This is a genomic window from Idiomarina abyssalis (assembly GCF_019797805.1).
Lineage (GTDB): Bacteria > Pseudomonadota > Gammaproteobacteria > Enterobacterales > Alteromonadaceae > Idiomarina > Idiomarina abyssalis.
Map to the genome: position 1 here is coordinate 1,683,921 of NZ_CP081832.1, position 16,194 is coordinate 1,700,114.

Below are 16,194 nucleotides of genomic sequence, written 5' to 3' on the forward strand. Positions count from 1 at the left end.
ATTATTCGTGTTTGAATCTTTGGTCATCCGCCAGTTGCACCAAAGATTCACTTTCCTGCAAAAATTGATTGGAAAATTCACCAAAATATTGACTAACTTCTTCGAAAAGAAGAACAAAGTCTCCTTTCTTACCATTTTCTATATCATCGAGTATCTCGGAGAATCGACGCAAATAACGTCTAATTGAGGAAAACTGCGATTTATTTGCGGCGATGATATCAGCATAGAGTTCTGCGTTCTGAGCAAACAAACGACCTATCATCATCAGTTCCATCCTATAAATAGGTGAGCTGAGTTCTAACAGTTCCTTAATGTCTACCCGCTCTGATGCCAGATGAACGCCATAAGCGAAAGTACTTAAATGGCGCATAGCCTGTATCCAGCCCATAGCATCATCGTGCTTATTTGCATCAACCTCGTGTAAATGCGCTCCCCAGTTAATAAATTGGTCTAACAGCCACTGATAATGCTGCCGCTGCCTGCCATGAGTAACAACAACCAATTGTTTTGCCAGGTTCTGTACCGATGGCCCGAACATCGGATGTAACCCGACAACCGGTCCGTCATGCTGCTCCAGCATTGCATTTAAAGGGGCAGCCTTAATGCTGGTCACATCGGCTAAGACACAATCATCGGGCAACGGCGGTAAGCGCCTTATCAGTTCAGCAGTCTTATTAACAGGCACACTCATGAGTACTAACTGTGCCTGACTTAACTCATCCTCTGTTGGCCACTCATTGTTTTTATCTATCGTTATGACCCGATAGCCTGTTTGCCTTAACTGAGCAACCAAACGTGCCCCCAGAGCGCCCTCGCCACCAAACACAAAAACGGGTCGTTCAAGATGGCTGGAGGTAGCTGCCGCCTGGGATGTTTGCGTGCGATATGACTCACGAATAATGCGGCGCACGACGTCTTCAATTAAGTCCTCAGACAAACCGGCTTGTTTTGCTTTTACTCTGCGAGCCTTCACTAAAGAGCGCTCTCTCTCCGGTACATAAAGCGGCTGCTTCAATGAACGTTTAACCTCACCAACTTCGGCCGTTAGCTTAGCTCTACGCGCAATAATTTCAATTAACTCATTATCAGCCGCATCAATGGCATTACGCAGTTCTGATAATCGTTTGTCCGGTTCTTGACTCATGGGTGGCTACTTTGTTCCTCTTTAATGACACCAGTAATACAGCGATACGCCTTTTGAATTTTTTGCATCTTAGCAACACTTCCACCTTTATCCGGGTGGTATTTATGCACTAATTTTCGATACTGCTTTTTAATCAGTGCACGACTGGCCGGTGGTTCAACTTCCATCAACTGCCAGGCTTCTGCAACTGGCATATCTGCCGTTACAGAAGAATGCCCCATGCGTTGCCAAAAATCATCAAGCATTGACTCGACATCGGCTCCCGATGTGCTACTTAATTGATTTAAGTCCAGGTAGTACTCTGCCAATGGGTCATTTTCAGATAAAGCAGAAGTTCCTTTGTGCCAGGGCTGGCATTCAATATTTAATGTATGAATAAAAAGCTCATACTTTTTCTGCTCACGCCAGCGCTCACGTAATTTATACAAACAATGAAACAATAAAAAATGCGTTTGAAACAGAGTTAAGGGGTCCCGCAAGGCGCCCTTGTCAAAAAATTCATAGGGCTGAGACTGCAGCCGCTCTATAAGCTCAAGCTCAGTCCAGTGAGGCTGCGTATTGAGGTTCTCAGCCAAAATCTGCGTCAGTATTTCTATATCTTCTTTCATTTTTAAAACACTAACAAAAAACCCAGCACAAGGCTGGGTTTTTCTTTGCTATTTCGTTTTTTTGCTAAAAGCTTAAGACAGCTTCTCGCGGATACGTGCAGACTTACCAGAACGCTCACGCAAGTAGTACAGTTTCGCGCGACGTACCGCACCACGACGTTTGACTTTGATGCTGTCAACTAATGGGCTGTGCGTTTGGAAAGTACGCTCTACACCTTCACCGTTCGATACTTTACGTACAGTGAACGCTGAATGCAGACCGCGATTACGAACACGGATAACAACACCTTCAAACGCCTGAAGACGTTCGCGGTTACCCTCTTTTACTTTTACATTTACAACAACAGTGTCACCTGGTGCAAACTCAGGTAAATCTTGTTTCATCTGCTCTTCTTCAAGAGCCTTAATGATGTTTTGGCTAACTTTTGCCATTTTTATATCTCCTATCCTAGGTAAACTGTACTTTATTTGCCGGATGATTGTTGTTCGATAAACTCTTGCAACAATGTCTCCTGCTCGTCAGTCAGAGCTAGGCTATGAATTAACTCTGGTCGTTGCAGCCAGGTTTTACCCAAAGACTGCTGTAAACGCCAGCGACGTATCTTTTCATGATCACCGCTTAATAAAACCGGCGGTACTTGCTGCTCATTATAAACTTCTGGTCGAGTATAGTGAGGGCAGTCCAGTAACCCGCTGGCAAAAGAGTCTTCTGCCGCTGAATCCTGATGTCCCAACACACCGGGAATTAACCGTGAAACCGCATCAATAAGCACCATTGCTGGTAACTCACCACCGCTTAATACGTAATCCCCTATCGACCATTCCGCATCGACGTACTGCTTAATAACACGTTCATCAATGCCTTCATAACGGCCAGCAATCAAAATCATTCGATCATTTTTGGAGAGCTGCTGCACTCCGCTGTGATCAAGTTTTTGCCCTTGTGGTGACAAATAAATAACAGGAGTGTCCTCACCCAGGCTTTTTTTTGCTGCATTGATAGCATCCACTAGTGGCTGCACCATCATCAGCATACCCGGACCACCGCCATAAGGCCTGTCATCAACAGTCCTGTGGCGATCATGCGTGAAATCACGAGGATTCCAAACACTCACTGTCAGCAAACCGTCCTTTATTGCTCTGCCAGTCACACCATAGTCGGTGACTGCAGCAAACATTTCAGGAAACAAACTGATGATGCCAACCTGCAATGGTTTACTCATCAAAAGTCTGACGGCCACTCAACCTGAATACGCTTCTCTTCCTTATTAACCTCAGTGACATACTCACTCTGGATAAAGGGAATTAAACGTTCAGACTTTCCGAACCCGTCGTTGCTGTTTGCCTTTACGACCAACACATCGTTCGATGCAGTGGGCATAATTTGTTCAACCACACCCATATCATAGCCTTTAGTGTTTACTACACGCATACCAATAAGGTCGCGCCAGTAAAACTCGTCATCAGCTAATGCCGGTAACTCATCTGCAGTAATGCAGATATCCGCACCAGTAAGGCGTGCAGCCTCATCACGATCGGATATACCTTCTAACCTGGCGATAAGTCCGTTGTTGTGGCGACGCCACTCGACAACTTTCATTTCGCGCTCAGTTTTCTGGCTGAGTAACCAAGGGCTGTATTCAAATATCGATTCTGGATCATCAGTAAATGACTGCACTTTCAACCAGCCTTTAACGCCATACACCGCACCAAGGCGACCAACGACGATTTGTTCTGATTGCTGCATTAATTTACCTACCTGAATCTATTAATGCTTACGCCGCAGCGCTTGCATCTTTAACAAGTTTAGCAACACGATCAGATAACTGAGCGCCTTTGCTTACCCAATGCTCAATGCGGTCAACATCAACACGAAGTTTTTCTTCCTGACCACGAGCTACAGGGTTAAAGAATCCTACTTTCTCAATGAAACGACCGTCGCGTGCATTGCGACTGTCAGCAACTACCATCTGGTAGAAGGGGCGTTTTTTAGCGCCACCACGTTGTAAACGAATGGTTACCATTGCGTTCCTCAATATAACTGTTTTGTAAATGTAAAAAATAGCAAAGCCCTCCGACAGAGTCGGAAGGCTCGGCAATTCTACTGATTTTTACTGCAAATGCAAGCTTGACGCGCTTTTTCCTAACGCCCGGGGAACATTCCCGGAGGTAACTTTCCACCCATGCCGCGCATCATTTTTTGCATGCCGCCGCCTTTCATTTTTTTCATCATTTTCTGCATTTGGGTAAACTGCTTAAGTAATTTGTTCACGTCCTGAACCTGTGTACCTGAGCCGGCCGCTATACGGCGCTTACGAGAGCCTTTAATAACATCCGGTCGGGTCCGCTCTTTTGGAGTCATCGAATTAATGATGGCTTCCATACGTAAGGTCATTTTATCGTCCATCTGACCTTTCATTTGTTCCGTCATTTTACCCATGCCCGGCATTTTGGTCATTAACCCCATCATGCCACCCATTTCCCGCATTTGAACTAATTGGTCACGAAAGTCCTCCAGTGAGAACTGGCCTTTTTTCATGACTTTTTTAGCAACCTTCTCAGCTTTTTCTTTATCGACTTTTTGCTCAACTTCCTCAATTAAAGAAAGCATATCGCCCATGCCGAGAATTCTGGAGGCTACACGGTCAGGATGAAACGGCTCCAGCGCATCGTTTTTCTCACCAACACCCAGGAATTTAATGGGCTTACCGGTAATATGACGAATAGACAGCGCAGCACCACCGCGCGCATCACCGTCGGTCTTAGTCAGAATAACACCGGTTAGCGGCAGAGCTTCACTGAATGCTTTGGCCGTATTCGCCGCATCCTGACCAGTCATAGCGTCAACCACAAACAGCGTTTCAATTGGGTTGATGGCTGAGTGCAGTTGCTGAATTTCCTGCATCATGTCTTCGTCAATGGCCAAACGACCAGCGGTATCCACTAACACCACATCAATAAACTGTTTACGAGCCTGGGCAATGGCGGCATTAGCAATATCAACCGGCTTCTGCTCTGTCGTAGAAGGGAAAAACTCAACCCCAACCTGCTCAGCAAGCGTTTCCAACTGCTTAATAGCCGCAGGACGATACACATCGGCACTGACCACCATGACTTTTTTCTTCTGGCGTTCAGTTAGATATTTGGCCAGTTTGCCCACACTGGTGGTTTTACCCGCACCTTGCAGACCCGCCATTAAAATAACGGCCGGTGGCTGAGTGTTTAACTGCAACGGAGCATTGGCCTCGCCCATTGCCGCTTCAAGCTCAGACTGAACAATTTTTACAAATACCTGACCCGGCGTGAGACTTTTGTTCACCTCGGTGCCAACAGCCCGCTCTTTCACTTTGCCGATAAAGTCTTTGACCACAGGCAAAGCAACATCGGCTTCGAGTAAAGCCATGCGAACTTCGCGTAACGTTTCTTTAATATTGTCTTCGGTCAGTCGGCCCCGGCCGCCAATAGAATGCAGCGTTTGCGACAAACGTTCCGATAAATTCTCAAACATGTCGATCGTCTCTTATATTGCGATTTCTGACGGAAATAGTAATGGGGGCAGTATATCTGATTTGCAAGAAAGTTTCGCCCCGTAAGTATTGGGTTTAACTGACTGACATCGTATACTCATGACTACGAACAACTCAGAATCAGGGAATTCGAGCGCGTGATGCTCTCTTTATTGTTGCTAATCAGCTTATTGGGTTATAGCGCCAGCGCTTTTGTTATTCTGCAAAATATACTTAAAAACAAAGCGCTTCACCCAACTTACCAAATTGTACCTGCTGCCTTGGCAGTCATCGCCCATGGTTGGCTCATCCTGCTGCAACTTTCTTACGACGAATTCGATCACATTAATGTCTCGTCAAGTTTAGCTATTGTGGCCTTTTTAATAGCCACCCTGACTTTGCTAAAAAATAATCAAGCCAGTAATTTATTTCTAAAGCCTGTTATTTATCTGTTTTCAGCCCTGACTACCGTGCTGTTAGTTTTCACTCCGGTTGACTGGGGCGCTGATATTAGTGCCGGGCATGGGTTAGTTTTTCATATTACCTTGTCATTGGTTGCTTACGGCATTTTAGCCTTAGCCACTCTTTACGCGTTACAGACAAGTTACTTAAACCGGGTTCTTAAGAATAGAAAAGGTCATATTCTCTTAAGTAAGCTACCGCCGTTAATGACCGTCGAAAAATATTTCTTCAACCTTCTGGCTTTAGGCACCTTTGTTTTATTTATTGCGCTTGGCTCAGGTTTTGTATTTTTGGACGATATGTTTGCACAGCAACAAGCACACAAAACTATTCTGACTAGCCTAGCCGCTCTTCTCTATTTAATTGCGGTAATTTTACATCGCGCATCGGGGTTACGTGGACGCATTATTGTTGTACTGACGGTTATTGCCAGCACTTTGCTTACACTGGGTTATTTTGGCAGTCGGTTCGTGAAAGATTTTCTCTTATCCTGAATGGTACTTGACTTCATCGCTGAGAACTCTACATTGTCACATTCACAGTTTAATTAAGGAATAACGCGTTGGACGAGATATCGACGGGCATGTTGCTCGTGATTTTAGCCGTACTGATATTTTTATCCGCATACTTCTCTGGCTCCGAAACTGGCATGATGTCTATCAACCGGTATCGGCTGCGCCACTTAGTACAAAATAATCACCCGGGTGCCAAACGTGTCCAGTATCTGCTTGATCGTCCTGATCGGTTGATAGGCTTAATTCTCATTGGAAATAACCTGGTCAATATCGGTGCATCAGCTATTGCCACCATACTTTGTCTACGCTGGTTTGGTGACGCTGGGATCCTTATCGCAACGTTAGGTTTGACCTTAATTATTCTCATTTTCTCAGAAGTCACCCCAAAAACGATAGCCGCCCTGCACCCCGAGCGTATTTCATTCCCAAGCTCTTTTATTTTACTGCCGCTACTAAAAGTCATGTACCCCATCGTTATTGGTATGAACTTCATCACCAATTCGTTTATGCGACTACTGGGCGTTAACCCAAAACAATCGCAAATGGCGGACGCCTTGAGTTCAGATGAGCTACGCACAGTGGTTAACGAAGCCGGAAACTTAATCCCGACTTCGCACCAGGAAATGTTGGTCAGTATTCTAGACCTTGAGAAAGTCACGGTTGAGGATGTCATGATCCCCCGCAACGAGATTGTCGGCATTGATATTAGTGACGACTGGAAATCTATTGTGAAACAGCTATCAAACGGCCAGCACACTCGCGTTTTGCTTTACCGAAATGAAATAGACGATGCTATTGGATTCCTGCACGCCCGCGATGTTATGCGGTTAATGAGTAAAAACCAGTTTACTGCCGATAAATCCATTTTAGTCCGCGCTGCACGTGACGCTTATTTTATTCCGGAAGGAACACCTCTGAATGTTCAGCTATTAAAGTTTCAACGACGTAAAGAGCGTATTGGCCTGGTTGTTGACGAATACGGCGACATTCAGGGTCTGGTGACTTTGGAAGATATCCTTGAAGAAATTGTCGGTGATTTCACTACTTCCATGGCGCCGGCTCCCAGTGAATCCGTTACTCTGGAAAACGATGGCAGTTTCTTAGTGGACGGTTCCGCTAACTTACGCGAGCTAAATAAAGAAATGAATTGGGATTTTCCAATAGACGGGCCTAAAACCTTAAGCGGTCTGATTATTGAACAATTTGGTGATATCCCTGACTCCAGATTGTCGCTACGTTTAGGCGGTTATCCGGTAGAGCTCATCGAAATTGGCGACACCATGATCAAACAAGTCAGAGTTTTGCCTAAGCTTTACCGAAAACCAGATGTTCAATCTAATGATTAACCAAAGAACAATCGCCATAGCCAACCGCGTTTTAAATCTTCTTCGCATTTATTCAATTGTGCGGCATAAGTCATAGAGCGGCTTTTCACTACCCTGGATACTTTAACCAGCCAGGGTTTCTTCAAATAAGATTTTCTCTGATACCCACCCCAACCTTCGTGATAATTAAGGTATTGCCCATAAGCATCCCATTTTGAGACGCCATTAATTTTGTGCGTTTTAGAAATAAACCAACCCATGAAGTCAATCGCGTCTTCAAAGTCGTCACGACTGGCCCAGCCATTACCGGTTTCTCGTTGATAATCTTCCCACGTCATGGTTTTAGCTTGTGAATAGCCGTAAGCTGAGCTGACTCTTCCCCAGGGAATGAAGCCCAGCAGGTAGTCTCTCGGAGGCAGAGCATTATGCTTAAATGAGCTTTCCTGATACATCATAGCCATTGGCACATGAATGGGAACTCCCCAACGCTCACGTGCATCGGCAGCGGCGTGATACCAATCTCGATGCTCTTCAAAAATATGGCAGACATTTTCCGGGTTCGCCGGTGGAGGTGTCGCGCAGCCGCTAAGCGTCACAATGAACAGCGCACTGGTTAACAGTTTCGGCTGAATAGGAAAAAAATATTTTATTGCCATTGAACTTTATTCACTCATTAAACTCTTAGTAATTGAATACAGGTTGTAACTGAGAAAATGCATTCATGTTCATCCCTGAACGTTTTGTTTAACGCAGTCCTTTTGGGCTGCGTTTTTTTATGTCTTTCAGTTAGATACCTGACCAGACTTTGCCGCCTGACTAAAATAATTTGCCAGAAAGGTATCAAAGTCAACTTTATTGTCTTGTTTGTAACGGTCTGCAAAAGCTTGTTCCGACTCTTGCGCCCATTTAGTAAAGTCACTCTGCACGTAATAACTTAGTGGCTCATTATTAGACTGCTCACGGTATTGCTTAGCTAATTGCATACCTAAACTGCTGTTGTCTCTATTTTGTTCTTTAAGCAGTCCTAAAATCTGGCCTGAAAGCGTTCGTTCCGGGTTCAAAACCCATTCATAGAGATCGGCTAAATGGTTTTGGTAGCGTTTATCACCTGCACTATCATCTAAAGCTTTTGCCAGCGGAGTAAAGTCAGCAAACAGCTCTTCTAACCAGTCCGCCATTAAACGGTCAATACCATTTTGTTGCAGACTCAGGCGCGGATCCCGACCCTGCATAACCACTTTAGTAAAGTTCTTATCAGCTTGTTGCTGTTGTTCCCAGCTCATGTCTTCACTTGGTTGCAACAAACAATACAGCAACATCAAATCAAGAAAATGCATTTGCTGAGCGGTAATACCAACATCGCTAAACGGATTTACATCCAGAGCTCTGATTTCAACATATTCTACACCGCCTCGCTCAAGAGCCTGACTTGGTGTTTCGCCGTCATGCGCGGTTTGTTTAGGGCGGATAGGTGAGTAAAACTCATTTTCTATCTGCAAAATATTATCGTTAAGTTGACGGTAGTCGTCGCCTACTTTTACACCAATTTTCGAAAACTGTTGAGACGGTGTTGTAATGGCTTTACGTAATCCTGAAACGTATTCCTGCAAAGAGTTGTAGGTTATCTTAAGCGTTGCCTGTTCTTTGTTGGTATAACCCAAATCACTCATTCGTAATGACGTACCATAAGGAAGATAAACGGTTCCTTTACCAACGGTCTCGAAATTCCACTTGTTCAGTATTTCCTCATTATTGGTCTGGCAGAAAAACGACTTACACAAAGCCGGAGACGCTCCAAACAAATAAGGAATAACCCAGGCTATGCGCTTGAAGTTACGAATCAGTGCAAAATATTGATTAGTACGAAAATCCTGGCTATTGCTAACGCCTTCAATCGCAGCCAGCTCTTCCCACATTTCATCGGAAACAGAGAAATTGTAGTGCACACCGGCAATGACTTGCATAGTGGCGCCATAACGATAGGTTAAACCGCGGCGATAAAGACTTTTCATTCGCCCGGAGTGAGAGTCACCATACTTAGCAATACGGATATCCTCGTCAGATCCGATATAACAAGGCATGCTCATTGGCCATAACAGCTCATCACCAATAGCTTTATAAGTTACCCGGTGAATATCACGAAGCTGCTCAAGTGTAGTTTCAATATTACTTGCCACTGGGGTAATAAACTCAAGCAGATTCTCTGAGTAGTCGGTCGTAATTGTTGGGTGAGTCAGGGTTTTTCCTAACTCCTGCGGGTGATCGCCTGGTGCCAGCGTTCCATTTTCTTTTATGCGCAAAGCTTCTCGCTCAATACCACGCCCGATGCCCTGCCAGACTGCTGTTTTACCCGATTGCTTAAGCTTTTCGATAACTGCTTGAAATGTTGCTTGCAAAAGACAACTCCATTCACTGAGGCGGATAGTTTTCTGCCGATTAGCTTACTGGTAATTCGCTCAAAGGTCTATGTTTGTCACTGTTAATTTGCGTTCATACCTTGGCGATTCAGGCTCAACGTGGCAGACTACATGCCGATTATATAACCACTCGGTTACGGATTAACCATGAACTCATTCTGGACGTTTTTACAACTAATTTTTGTCATCCTTCAGGTAACCAGTCTGGCGTTGTACGCACTATTGCCTGCACCCTGGAGCGACACAGTATTAGTCGCAATGATATTGTTCAGTTTGATTATCGGTGTCGTTATTTGGTGGTGGTCGAGACGTAATGCTCTGACCGCACCTTTTCGTCAACCCTTTTTGTCGTCCGACTCGCTGCAACTGTTTGAGCAAGTATTTAATGATCTGCCAACACGGGTTTACTGGCGCGATCCTCAGCTTAAACTGCTGGGCGGAAACCGCGCCTTTGCAAACGATTTTGGCGTTACACCAGAGTCTTTAGCTGGTAAATCAGATGCCGAAATTGAATCACTTGCTGCTAATGACGTTTTACTGGAAAGAGATAAAAAGACATTTAGCCAGAAAGCCCCTTCTGTCAACGCAGAAATAGAACTGAAAGTTGACAATAAGAGCCAATGGGTAGAGCACTCCAGCGTTCCTCTTTACGATGATGACCATAACATTATTGGTATCCTTGGCAGCTACTACGATATTTCTGGTATTAAGTCGGTTGCTGAGGAGATGGAGAAAGCAAAAGAAACAGCTGAACGCGCTAACCAGTCAAAAGGCGAGTTTCTGGCTAACATGAGCCATGAAATTCGTACTCCAATTAACGCAATTGTGGGTATGGCAAACCTTTGTCTAAAAACAGAACTGAATCAAAAACAGAAACGCTATATAAAGGTCATCGATTCCTCATCACAGGCACTTCTCGGTGTTATTAACGACATTCTGGACTTTTCAAAAATTGACGCCGGCAAACTAACCGTTGAGCGAATTCCTTTTGATTTACAGGACGTACTAACCTCTCTTGCAGACATGTTTGCCTACCGGGCCTATGATAAAGATCTTGAATTCATCATTAATTTGCCGGCCAATATACCCACCCGCCTGATAGGCGATCCGCTGCGGTTGAATCAGGTTTTGGTTAACCTCATCAGCAACGCCATTAAGTTCACTGAAGACGGCGAAATTAATGTAGCGGTTAACTTGCTGGATAGCTCAAAAGACAATGTTCTGTTGCGTATTTCCGTCACCGACACCGGTATCGGTATGGATGAAGAGCAGCGAGCCAACCTGTTTAAAGCTTTTACTCAGGCCGATACCTCGACAACCCGAAAATATGGCGGAACGGGCCTTGGGCTGGCTATTTCCCGTCGCCTTATATTGCTTATGGGTGGCGATATCGGTGTCACCAGTGCGGCTGGGCAAGGCTCAACTTTTTACATAGAAGTGGAGCTCCCCCTACAGAAAGAACAAGACAACAGCCACCATCAATATCTTCTGCAAAAGCTCAGCGGCGTGCGTATTCTTGCCATTGATGACAACTTAAGTACTCGTGAAATGTTGTATGAAATGCTGCGCAGTTACCAGGTTGATGTAAAAGTTTGTCGCACTGCAGAACAGGCGTTGCAAGTTTTCCAGCAGTCCGTAGAAGAGGACAACCCTTATCAATTAGTATTAGTTGACTGGCGTCTCCCCGGCATGGATGGTCTTGAATTTTGCCAGACAATAACAGAACGTTACGCAGACGATGTTCGTCCTAAACTAACTCTGGCAACGGGTTACTATGCCGAAGAGTTATCGGAAAAGGCCAAACAAGCGGGAGTCAATGACATCATTTCAAAGCCTTTTACCGCGTCAACTTTGGGTAGGAGTCTGGCTTCGACGTTATTCCAACGTGAACTCCCTGATGAAAGCGATGCAGAGAGCGGCGACGGTATCCCGGAGAGCATTCTGCGGGCCCCCATTTTGGTGGTAGAAGACAATGAAATTAATCAGCAAGTCGCCAGAGAAATTCTTACAAGCCATAAGTTCAAAGTGGATATCGTAGAAAATGGGCAGTTAGCCGTAGAGGCCGTTCACAACAAAAATTATTCTTTGGTTCTAATGGATATTCAGATGCCTGTCATGGATGGGCTTAAAGCAGCCCGGACCATACGTGCGGACTTTAACTATCAGCAGCTTCCTATCCTGGCAATGACCGCCAACGCAATGAGTGGTGATGAAGAGCGATCATTAGCCGCTGGCATGCAGGGGCACATTGCCAAGCCTATTGATGAGCAGCAGTTGATTAAAGCCATTATTAAATGGGCTGTTCCCGGCGACTACACGAATAATCAGCAGCCAGAAGTGCCTGCCGCTACTGAAGAGGATGAACCGGCTAAGCCACCCGTTCGTATACCACAGGTGAAAGGTATTGAATTTGAGGCCGCATTAAAACGGTTACAGTATAACGTAGAGCTTTACCTTAAGCTGGTTGAGCAGCTTTATGAAACGTACCAGGGCAGCGCAACCAAGGTCTCTGATTTTATCACCCGGGGTCAGCACGACAGCGCTCGTCGTTACTTTCATTCGTTAAAAGGCGCAGCGGCTAACCTTGGATTTACACAATTACAAAATAAAGCGGCTGATTTAGAGCAGTTTATGGCCGAAGGCAATATCGATAAAGTTGCCGACCAGATTACAGAACTCGAAAAGCGTTTACGTTATGCCCATCAGGCAGCAGTTGATTTAGAAGCCATTCAGCAACATCAGTCTTAAGGACTTGCCATGACAAGATACTTTTTTATTATTCCGTTATTACTGAGTCTGCTTTGGTTGCTGTATTTGCGCGCTAATGGCTGGAGTATCAAACAGGGTTATAAAGGCTTTGTATATATTGCAGTAATAAGCGCTGTCATCGCCGCTTTTTACACGGCGATGATGTTTCTTACCGGCCGTTAAACCAATGCCAGTAAAACGCCCGCAGCCACTGCTGAACCTAATACTCCGGCGACATTAGGGCCCATAGCATGCATCAGCAAGAAGTTTTGCTGGTTTGCCTGTAACCCAACTTTATTCACCACCCGGGCCGCCATAGGAACGGCTGAAACCCCTGCGGCTCCAATTAACGGATTAATCGGGTCTTTACTCAGTTTGCCCATCAGCTTCGCCATTAAGATGCCACTGGCGGTTCCAATGGAAAATGCCACCGCACCTAATACCAAGATGCCCAGCGTTTGGAAACTGAGAAATTGATCTGCCTGCAATTTAGAGCCAACAGCCAAACCAAGGAAGATGGTCACAATGTTAATCAGCTCGTTCTGAGTGGTTTTTGTTAAACGCTCAACCACACCCGATTCACGCATCAGATTTCCGAGACAGAACATGCCAACCAAAGGCGTTGCTGAAGGTAAAAACAACAACGTCAGGCCCATAGCTATTAGCGGGAAGAAAAGCTTTTCACGACGAGCTACCGGGCGCAGTTGCTCCATTTTAATCTCACGCTCAGCTTGAGTGGTTAGCAACTTCATTATCGGGGGCTGGATAATAGGTACCAATGCCATATACGAATACGCCGCGACTGCAATTGCCCCCAATAAATCAGGTGCCAGCTTTGATGCCAGGAAAATCGCTGTTGGCCCGTCAGCCCCACCAATTATAGAAATTGCAGCAGCATCCGACATCGAAAACTCAATACCCGGTATCCCGTTCAGGGCAATAGCACCAAATAAGGTTGCAAAAATACCGAACTGAGCGGCACCACCCAAAAACAGCATTTTGGGGTTTGCCAATAACGGCCCGAAGTCGGTTAATGCGCCAACCCCCATGAAAATAAGCAACGGGAACATACCCGTATCGATGCCAATACTATAAACGTAATAGAGAACACCACCCGGCTCTGTGAAGCCGCCTAAAGGAATGTTTGCCAGAATTGCACCAAAACCTATTGGCAGCAGCAATAACGGCTCAAACTTCTTTGAAATTGCCAGGTACAACAACACACCACCAACAACAATCATACTGAGTTGGCCGAACGTCATTGCGGCAATGCCAGTGGTTTCCCATAATATCTGCAGCTTATCCATATTAGCCTACCGTCACCAGAGCATCGCCGACGGTCACAGCATCACCTTCTTTCACGTGAAGAGACTGAACCTTACCGTCTTTCTCCGCTTTAATGTCGGTTTCCATTTTCATCGCTTCCAATACCAGCACAACATCGCCTGCTTTAACCGTTGATCCCTCTTTGGCGACCACCTTAAAAATGTTACCGGCCAGCGGCGCTTTAATGGTTTCTCCCTCACCAGAGCTTGATTCACCGGAGGCGTCGGACTGCGTTTCAGATGACTTAGACTGTTCGTCAGATGAGGCTGACTTCACTGAATCTAACTTACCTGTAGGTCCAACTTTGACGTTATAGCGTTTACCGTCAACTTCAACTTCGTACTGCTCGACACTACCCGTTGTTGCAGGCGCTTCTTTTTCTTTGGCCTCAGCTTTTTCTTCAGTCTCTTGACCCGGCGCAGGTTCAAAAGCATCGGGGTTATCACGATTTTTAAGAAACTTCAGACCAATTTGTGGGAAGAGTGCATAAGTCAGAACATCATCCACAACGTCATCAGCAAGACGAATATCTTCATCAGTTGCTTTATCTTTAAGTTCTTTCGTGAGTGCATCCAGTTCGTTGTCCAGCAAATCTGCCGGACGACAGGTAATGGCTTCTTCACCATCCAGAACTCGTTTCTGTAGCTCTTTATTCACCTCTGCTGCAGTCGCGCCGTATTCACCCTTCAAAACGGCAGCTGTCTCTTTAGAGATGTTGGAGTAACGCTCACCGCTCAATACGTTCAGAACCGCCTGGGTTCCTACTATTTGTGACGTTGGTGTAACCAGAGGAATAAAGCCAAGGTCTTCGCGTACTTTTGGAATTTCTTCCAGTACTTCATCAAATTTATCCAGTGCACCCTGTTCTTTCAGCTGGCCTTCCATGTTGGTCAACATACCACCCGGAACCTGGGCCAGAAGAATGCGTGCATCGACGCCTTTTAAAGAGCCTTCGAATTTCGCGTACTTCTTCCGAACTTCACGGAAATAACTGGCTACTTCAGCGAGGTCCGGCAGAGACAAGCCTGTGTCCCGGTCTGTATTCTCTGTCATTGCAACCAAAGTTTCAGTCGGCGAATGACCATAAGTCATGCTCATTGAAGAAATAGCGGTATCCAGCATATCAATACCGGCATCGATTGCTTTTTGGTAGGTTGCGACACTTAAGCCTGTTGTTGCGTGACACTGCATTGCAATAGGCAAGTCGGTGTTTTTCTTCAACGCACTAACCAGCTCATAGGCATCGTTCGGTCTTAATAACCCAGCCATGTCTTTAATGAATAGAGAGTCACAGCCTAAATCTTCTAACTCCTGTGCCATTGCCACCCATTTATCCAGTGTGTGCACCGGGCTGACAGTATAGGCAAGTGTTCCTTGTGCATGGCCTTCAACATCTTTGGCCGCTTTAATCGCAGTTTTTAGGTTACGAACATCGTTCATCGCATCAAAAATACGAAAAACATCAACGCCATTTTCTTTAGCTCGTTCAATAAAACGTTTTACAACATCGTCAGCGTAATGGCGATAACCCAATAGGTTCTGGCCTCTGAGCAACATTTGCTGACGAGTGTTAGGCATCGCTTTTTTCAATTCACGAATGCGCTCCCAAGGGTCTTCGCCCAAGTAGCGAATACAAGAATCAAAGGTCGCTCCCCCCCAGGATTCCATTGACCAATAACCGATGCTGTCCAGCTTCTCGGCAATAGGTAACATGTCTTCCAGACGCATCCGCGTTGCGAGTAGTGACTGATGAGCGTCACGAAGTACCAACTCTGTCAGTAACAGGGGTTTACTCATTATGATTTCTCCTTGTTATTCGCTGCTTTCGTGCCATTGCGATAATGATGAATGGCAGCTGAAATTGCAGCCAGTACCGCAGGAGGTGCCGTATCAGAGTTTTTATCTTTGACTGGAGAGTGACGGCTGGTAACAGCCTCCGGCGTTGGGATCAAACGCTTCATCGCGCTCATGGCAACGACCAGTAGACAAAGAAAGATAATGACTGCACCCATACCAACGAGCATGAGTTGCGCAGCTTGACTGAGCAGTTCCGACACGAAGCACTCCTAATTGGTTGCTAAGGTATTGTTATAAAATTATTAAATACTATGGTAGCAAGTCACGCAAGGAGATACAGCAGTAA

Annotated in this window: 16 protein-coding genes; 4 read left to right on the forward strand and 12 right to left on the reverse strand. The window is 45.5% G+C overall.

The features are described from left to right. Position 1 precedes the first annotated feature (1 nt). The 7 genes from tyrA to ffh all read right to left on the reverse strand — a co-directional run bounded on the left by tyrA (position 2) and on the right by ffh (position 5,260). Complete coding sequence (gene tyrA, locus K5X84_RS08025; protein ID WP_222235540.1) at positions 2-1,144, reverse strand: bifunctional chorismate mutase/prephenate dehydrogenase; 1,143 nt, start codon at positions 1,142-1,144, stop codon at positions 2-4. Next, positions 1,141-1,752: a DNA-J related domain-containing protein gene (locus tag K5X84_RS08030; protein ID WP_222235541.1), complete on the reverse strand. Its 612-nt coding sequence runs from the start codon at positions 1,750-1,752 to the stop codon at positions 1,141-1,143. The genes tyrA and K5X84_RS08030 overlap by 4 nt, the downstream gene beginning before the upstream one ends. A gap of 72 nt (positions 1,753-1,824) precedes the next feature. Then, positions 1,825-2,184 carry a 50S ribosomal protein L19 gene (gene rplS / locus K5X84_RS08035; RefSeq protein WP_054488388.1) on the reverse strand — a complete coding sequence of 120 codons (360 nt, stop codon included), beginning with the start codon at positions 2,182-2,184 and terminating at the stop codon, positions 1,825-1,827. Between the two features lie 32 nt (positions 2,185-2,216). Further along, on the reverse strand, positions 2,217-2,963 hold the full coding sequence (trmD, locus tag K5X84_RS08040) for a tRNA (guanosine(37)-N1)-methyltransferase TrmD (protein WP_222237010.1): 747 nt from the start codon (positions 2,961-2,963) through the stop codon (positions 2,217-2,219). A gap of 11 nt (positions 2,964-2,974) precedes the next feature. After that, entirely contained in the window at positions 2,975-3,499 is a 525-nt protein-coding gene (rimM, locus tag K5X84_RS08045) for a ribosome maturation factor RimM (RefSeq protein ID WP_222235542.1), read from the reverse strand. Between the two features lie 28 nt (positions 3,500-3,527). Continuing rightward, complete coding sequence (gene rpsP / locus K5X84_RS08050) at positions 3,528-3,776, reverse strand: 30S ribosomal protein S16 (protein WP_011234962.1); 249 nt, start codon at positions 3,774-3,776, stop codon at positions 3,528-3,530. 119 nt (positions 3,777-3,895) lie between these two features. Beyond that, positions 3,896-5,260 (reverse strand): signal recognition particle protein, encoded by a 1,365-nt coding sequence (gene ffh / locus K5X84_RS08055; protein ID WP_054488392.1) that lies wholly within the window; start codon positions 5,258-5,260, stop codon positions 3,896-3,898. Positions 5,261-5,419: 159 nt separating this feature from the next. Between ffh and K5X84_RS08060 the strand changes: the two genes are divergently transcribed. Together K5X84_RS08060 and K5X84_RS08065 are read left to right on the forward strand one after the other, a co-directional pair. After that, positions 5,420-6,214 carry a cytochrome C assembly family protein gene (locus K5X84_RS08060; RefSeq protein ID WP_222237011.1) on the forward strand — a complete coding sequence of 265 codons (795 nt, stop codon included), beginning with the start codon at positions 5,420-5,422 and terminating at the stop codon, positions 6,212-6,214. Positions 6,215-6,282: 68 nt separating this feature from the next. Beyond that, a complete protein-coding gene (locus K5X84_RS08065) occupies positions 6,283-7,581 on the forward strand; it encodes an HlyC/CorC family transporter (RefSeq protein ID WP_222235543.1) in 1,299 nt (432 codons plus the stop codon). On the opposite strand, the gene K5X84_RS08070 is transcribed toward K5X84_RS08065, so the two are convergent. Together K5X84_RS08070 and gshA are read right to left on the reverse strand one after the other, a co-directional pair. Then, entirely contained in the window at positions 7,578-8,216 is a 639-nt protein-coding gene (locus tag K5X84_RS08070; RefSeq protein ID WP_054488398.1) for a transglycosylase SLT domain-containing protein, read from the reverse strand. The genes K5X84_RS08065 and K5X84_RS08070 overlap by 4 nt on opposite strands. Positions 8,217-8,342: 126 nt before the next feature. Then, the gene (gene gshA, locus K5X84_RS08075; protein WP_222235544.1) at positions 8,343-9,956 is read right to left on the reverse strand and encodes a glutamate--cysteine ligase; all 1,614 of its coding nucleotides are present in this window, start codon (positions 9,954-9,956) and stop codon (positions 8,343-8,345) included. A gap of 168 nt (positions 9,957-10,124) precedes the next feature. On the opposite strand from gshA, the gene K5X84_RS08080 reads away from it, so the two are divergent. Further along, complete coding sequence (locus tag K5X84_RS08080; RefSeq protein WP_222235545.1) at positions 10,125-12,725, forward strand: response regulator; 2,601 nt, start codon at positions 10,125-10,127, stop codon at positions 12,723-12,725. Between the two features lie 9 nt (positions 12,726-12,734). Beyond that, positions 12,735-12,908 carry a hypothetical protein gene (locus K5X84_RS08085; RefSeq protein WP_167336995.1) on the forward strand — a complete coding sequence of 58 codons (174 nt, stop codon included), beginning with the start codon at positions 12,735-12,737 and terminating at the stop codon, positions 12,906-12,908. Here K5X84_RS08085 and K5X84_RS08090 read toward each other — a convergent pair. From K5X84_RS08090 to K5X84_RS08100, 3 genes are read right to left on the reverse strand one after another with little or no spacing between them, the layout of a single operon-like run. After that, on the reverse strand, positions 12,905-14,032 hold the full coding sequence (locus tag K5X84_RS08090) for a sodium ion-translocating decarboxylase subunit beta (protein WP_222235546.1): 1,128 nt from the start codon (positions 14,030-14,032) through the stop codon (positions 12,905-12,907). The genes K5X84_RS08085 and K5X84_RS08090 overlap by 4 nt on opposite strands. Before the next feature lies 1 nt (position 14,033). Continuing rightward, entirely contained in the window at positions 14,034-15,848 is a 1,815-nt protein-coding gene (oadA, locus tag K5X84_RS08095) for a sodium-extruding oxaloacetate decarboxylase subunit alpha (protein WP_222235547.1), read from the reverse strand. Beyond that, on the reverse strand, positions 15,848-16,108 hold the full coding sequence (locus tag K5X84_RS08100) for an oxaloacetate decarboxylase subunit gamma (protein WP_054488408.1): 261 nt from the start codon (positions 16,106-16,108) through the stop codon (positions 15,848-15,850). The genes oadA and K5X84_RS08100 overlap by 1 nt, the downstream gene beginning before the upstream one ends. Positions 16,109-16,194 lie beyond the last annotated feature (86 nt).

Coding starts and splice junctions, on each gene's coding strand:
- tyrA (WP_222235540.1), bottom strand. CDS start 1,144: ATGAGTCAAGAACCGGACAAACGATTATCAGAACTGCGTAATGCCATT.
- K5X84_RS08030 (WP_222235541.1), bottom strand. CDS start 1,752: ATGAAAGAAGATATAGAAATACTGACGCAGATTTTGGCTGAGAACCTC.
- rplS (WP_054488388.1), bottom strand. CDS start 2,184: ATGGCAAAAGTTAGCCAAAACATCATTAAGGCTCTTGAAGAAGAGCAG.
- rimM (WP_222235542.1), bottom strand. CDS start 3,499: ATGCAGCAATCAGAACAAATCGTCGTTGGTCGCCTTGGTGCGGTGTAT.
- rpsP (WP_011234962.1), bottom strand. CDS start 3,776: ATGGTAACCATTCGTTTACAACGTGGTGGCGCTAAAAAACGCCCCTTC.
- ffh (WP_054488392.1), bottom strand. CDS start 5,260: ATGTTTGAGAATTTATCGGAACGTTTGTCGCAAACGCTGCATTCTATT.
- K5X84_RS08060 (WP_222237011.1), top strand. CDS start 5,420: ATGCTCTCTTTATTGTTGCTAATCAGCTTATTGGGTTATAGCGCCAGC.
- K5X84_RS08070 (WP_054488398.1), bottom strand. CDS start 8,216: ATGGCAATAAAATATTTTTTTCCTATTCAGCCGAAACTGTTAACCAGT.
- K5X84_RS08080 (WP_222235545.1), top strand. CDS start 10,125: ATGAACTCATTCTGGACGTTTTTACAACTAATTTTTGTCATCCTTCAG.
- K5X84_RS08085 (WP_167336995.1), top strand. CDS start 12,735: ATGACAAGATACTTTTTTATTATTCCGTTATTACTGAGTCTGCTTTGG.
- K5X84_RS08090 (WP_222235546.1), bottom strand. CDS start 14,032: ATGGATAAGCTGCAGATATTATGGGAAACCACTGGCATTGCCGCAATG.
- oadA (WP_222235547.1), bottom strand. CDS start 15,848: ATGAGTAAACCCCTGTTACTGACAGAGTTGGTACTTCGTGACGCTCAT.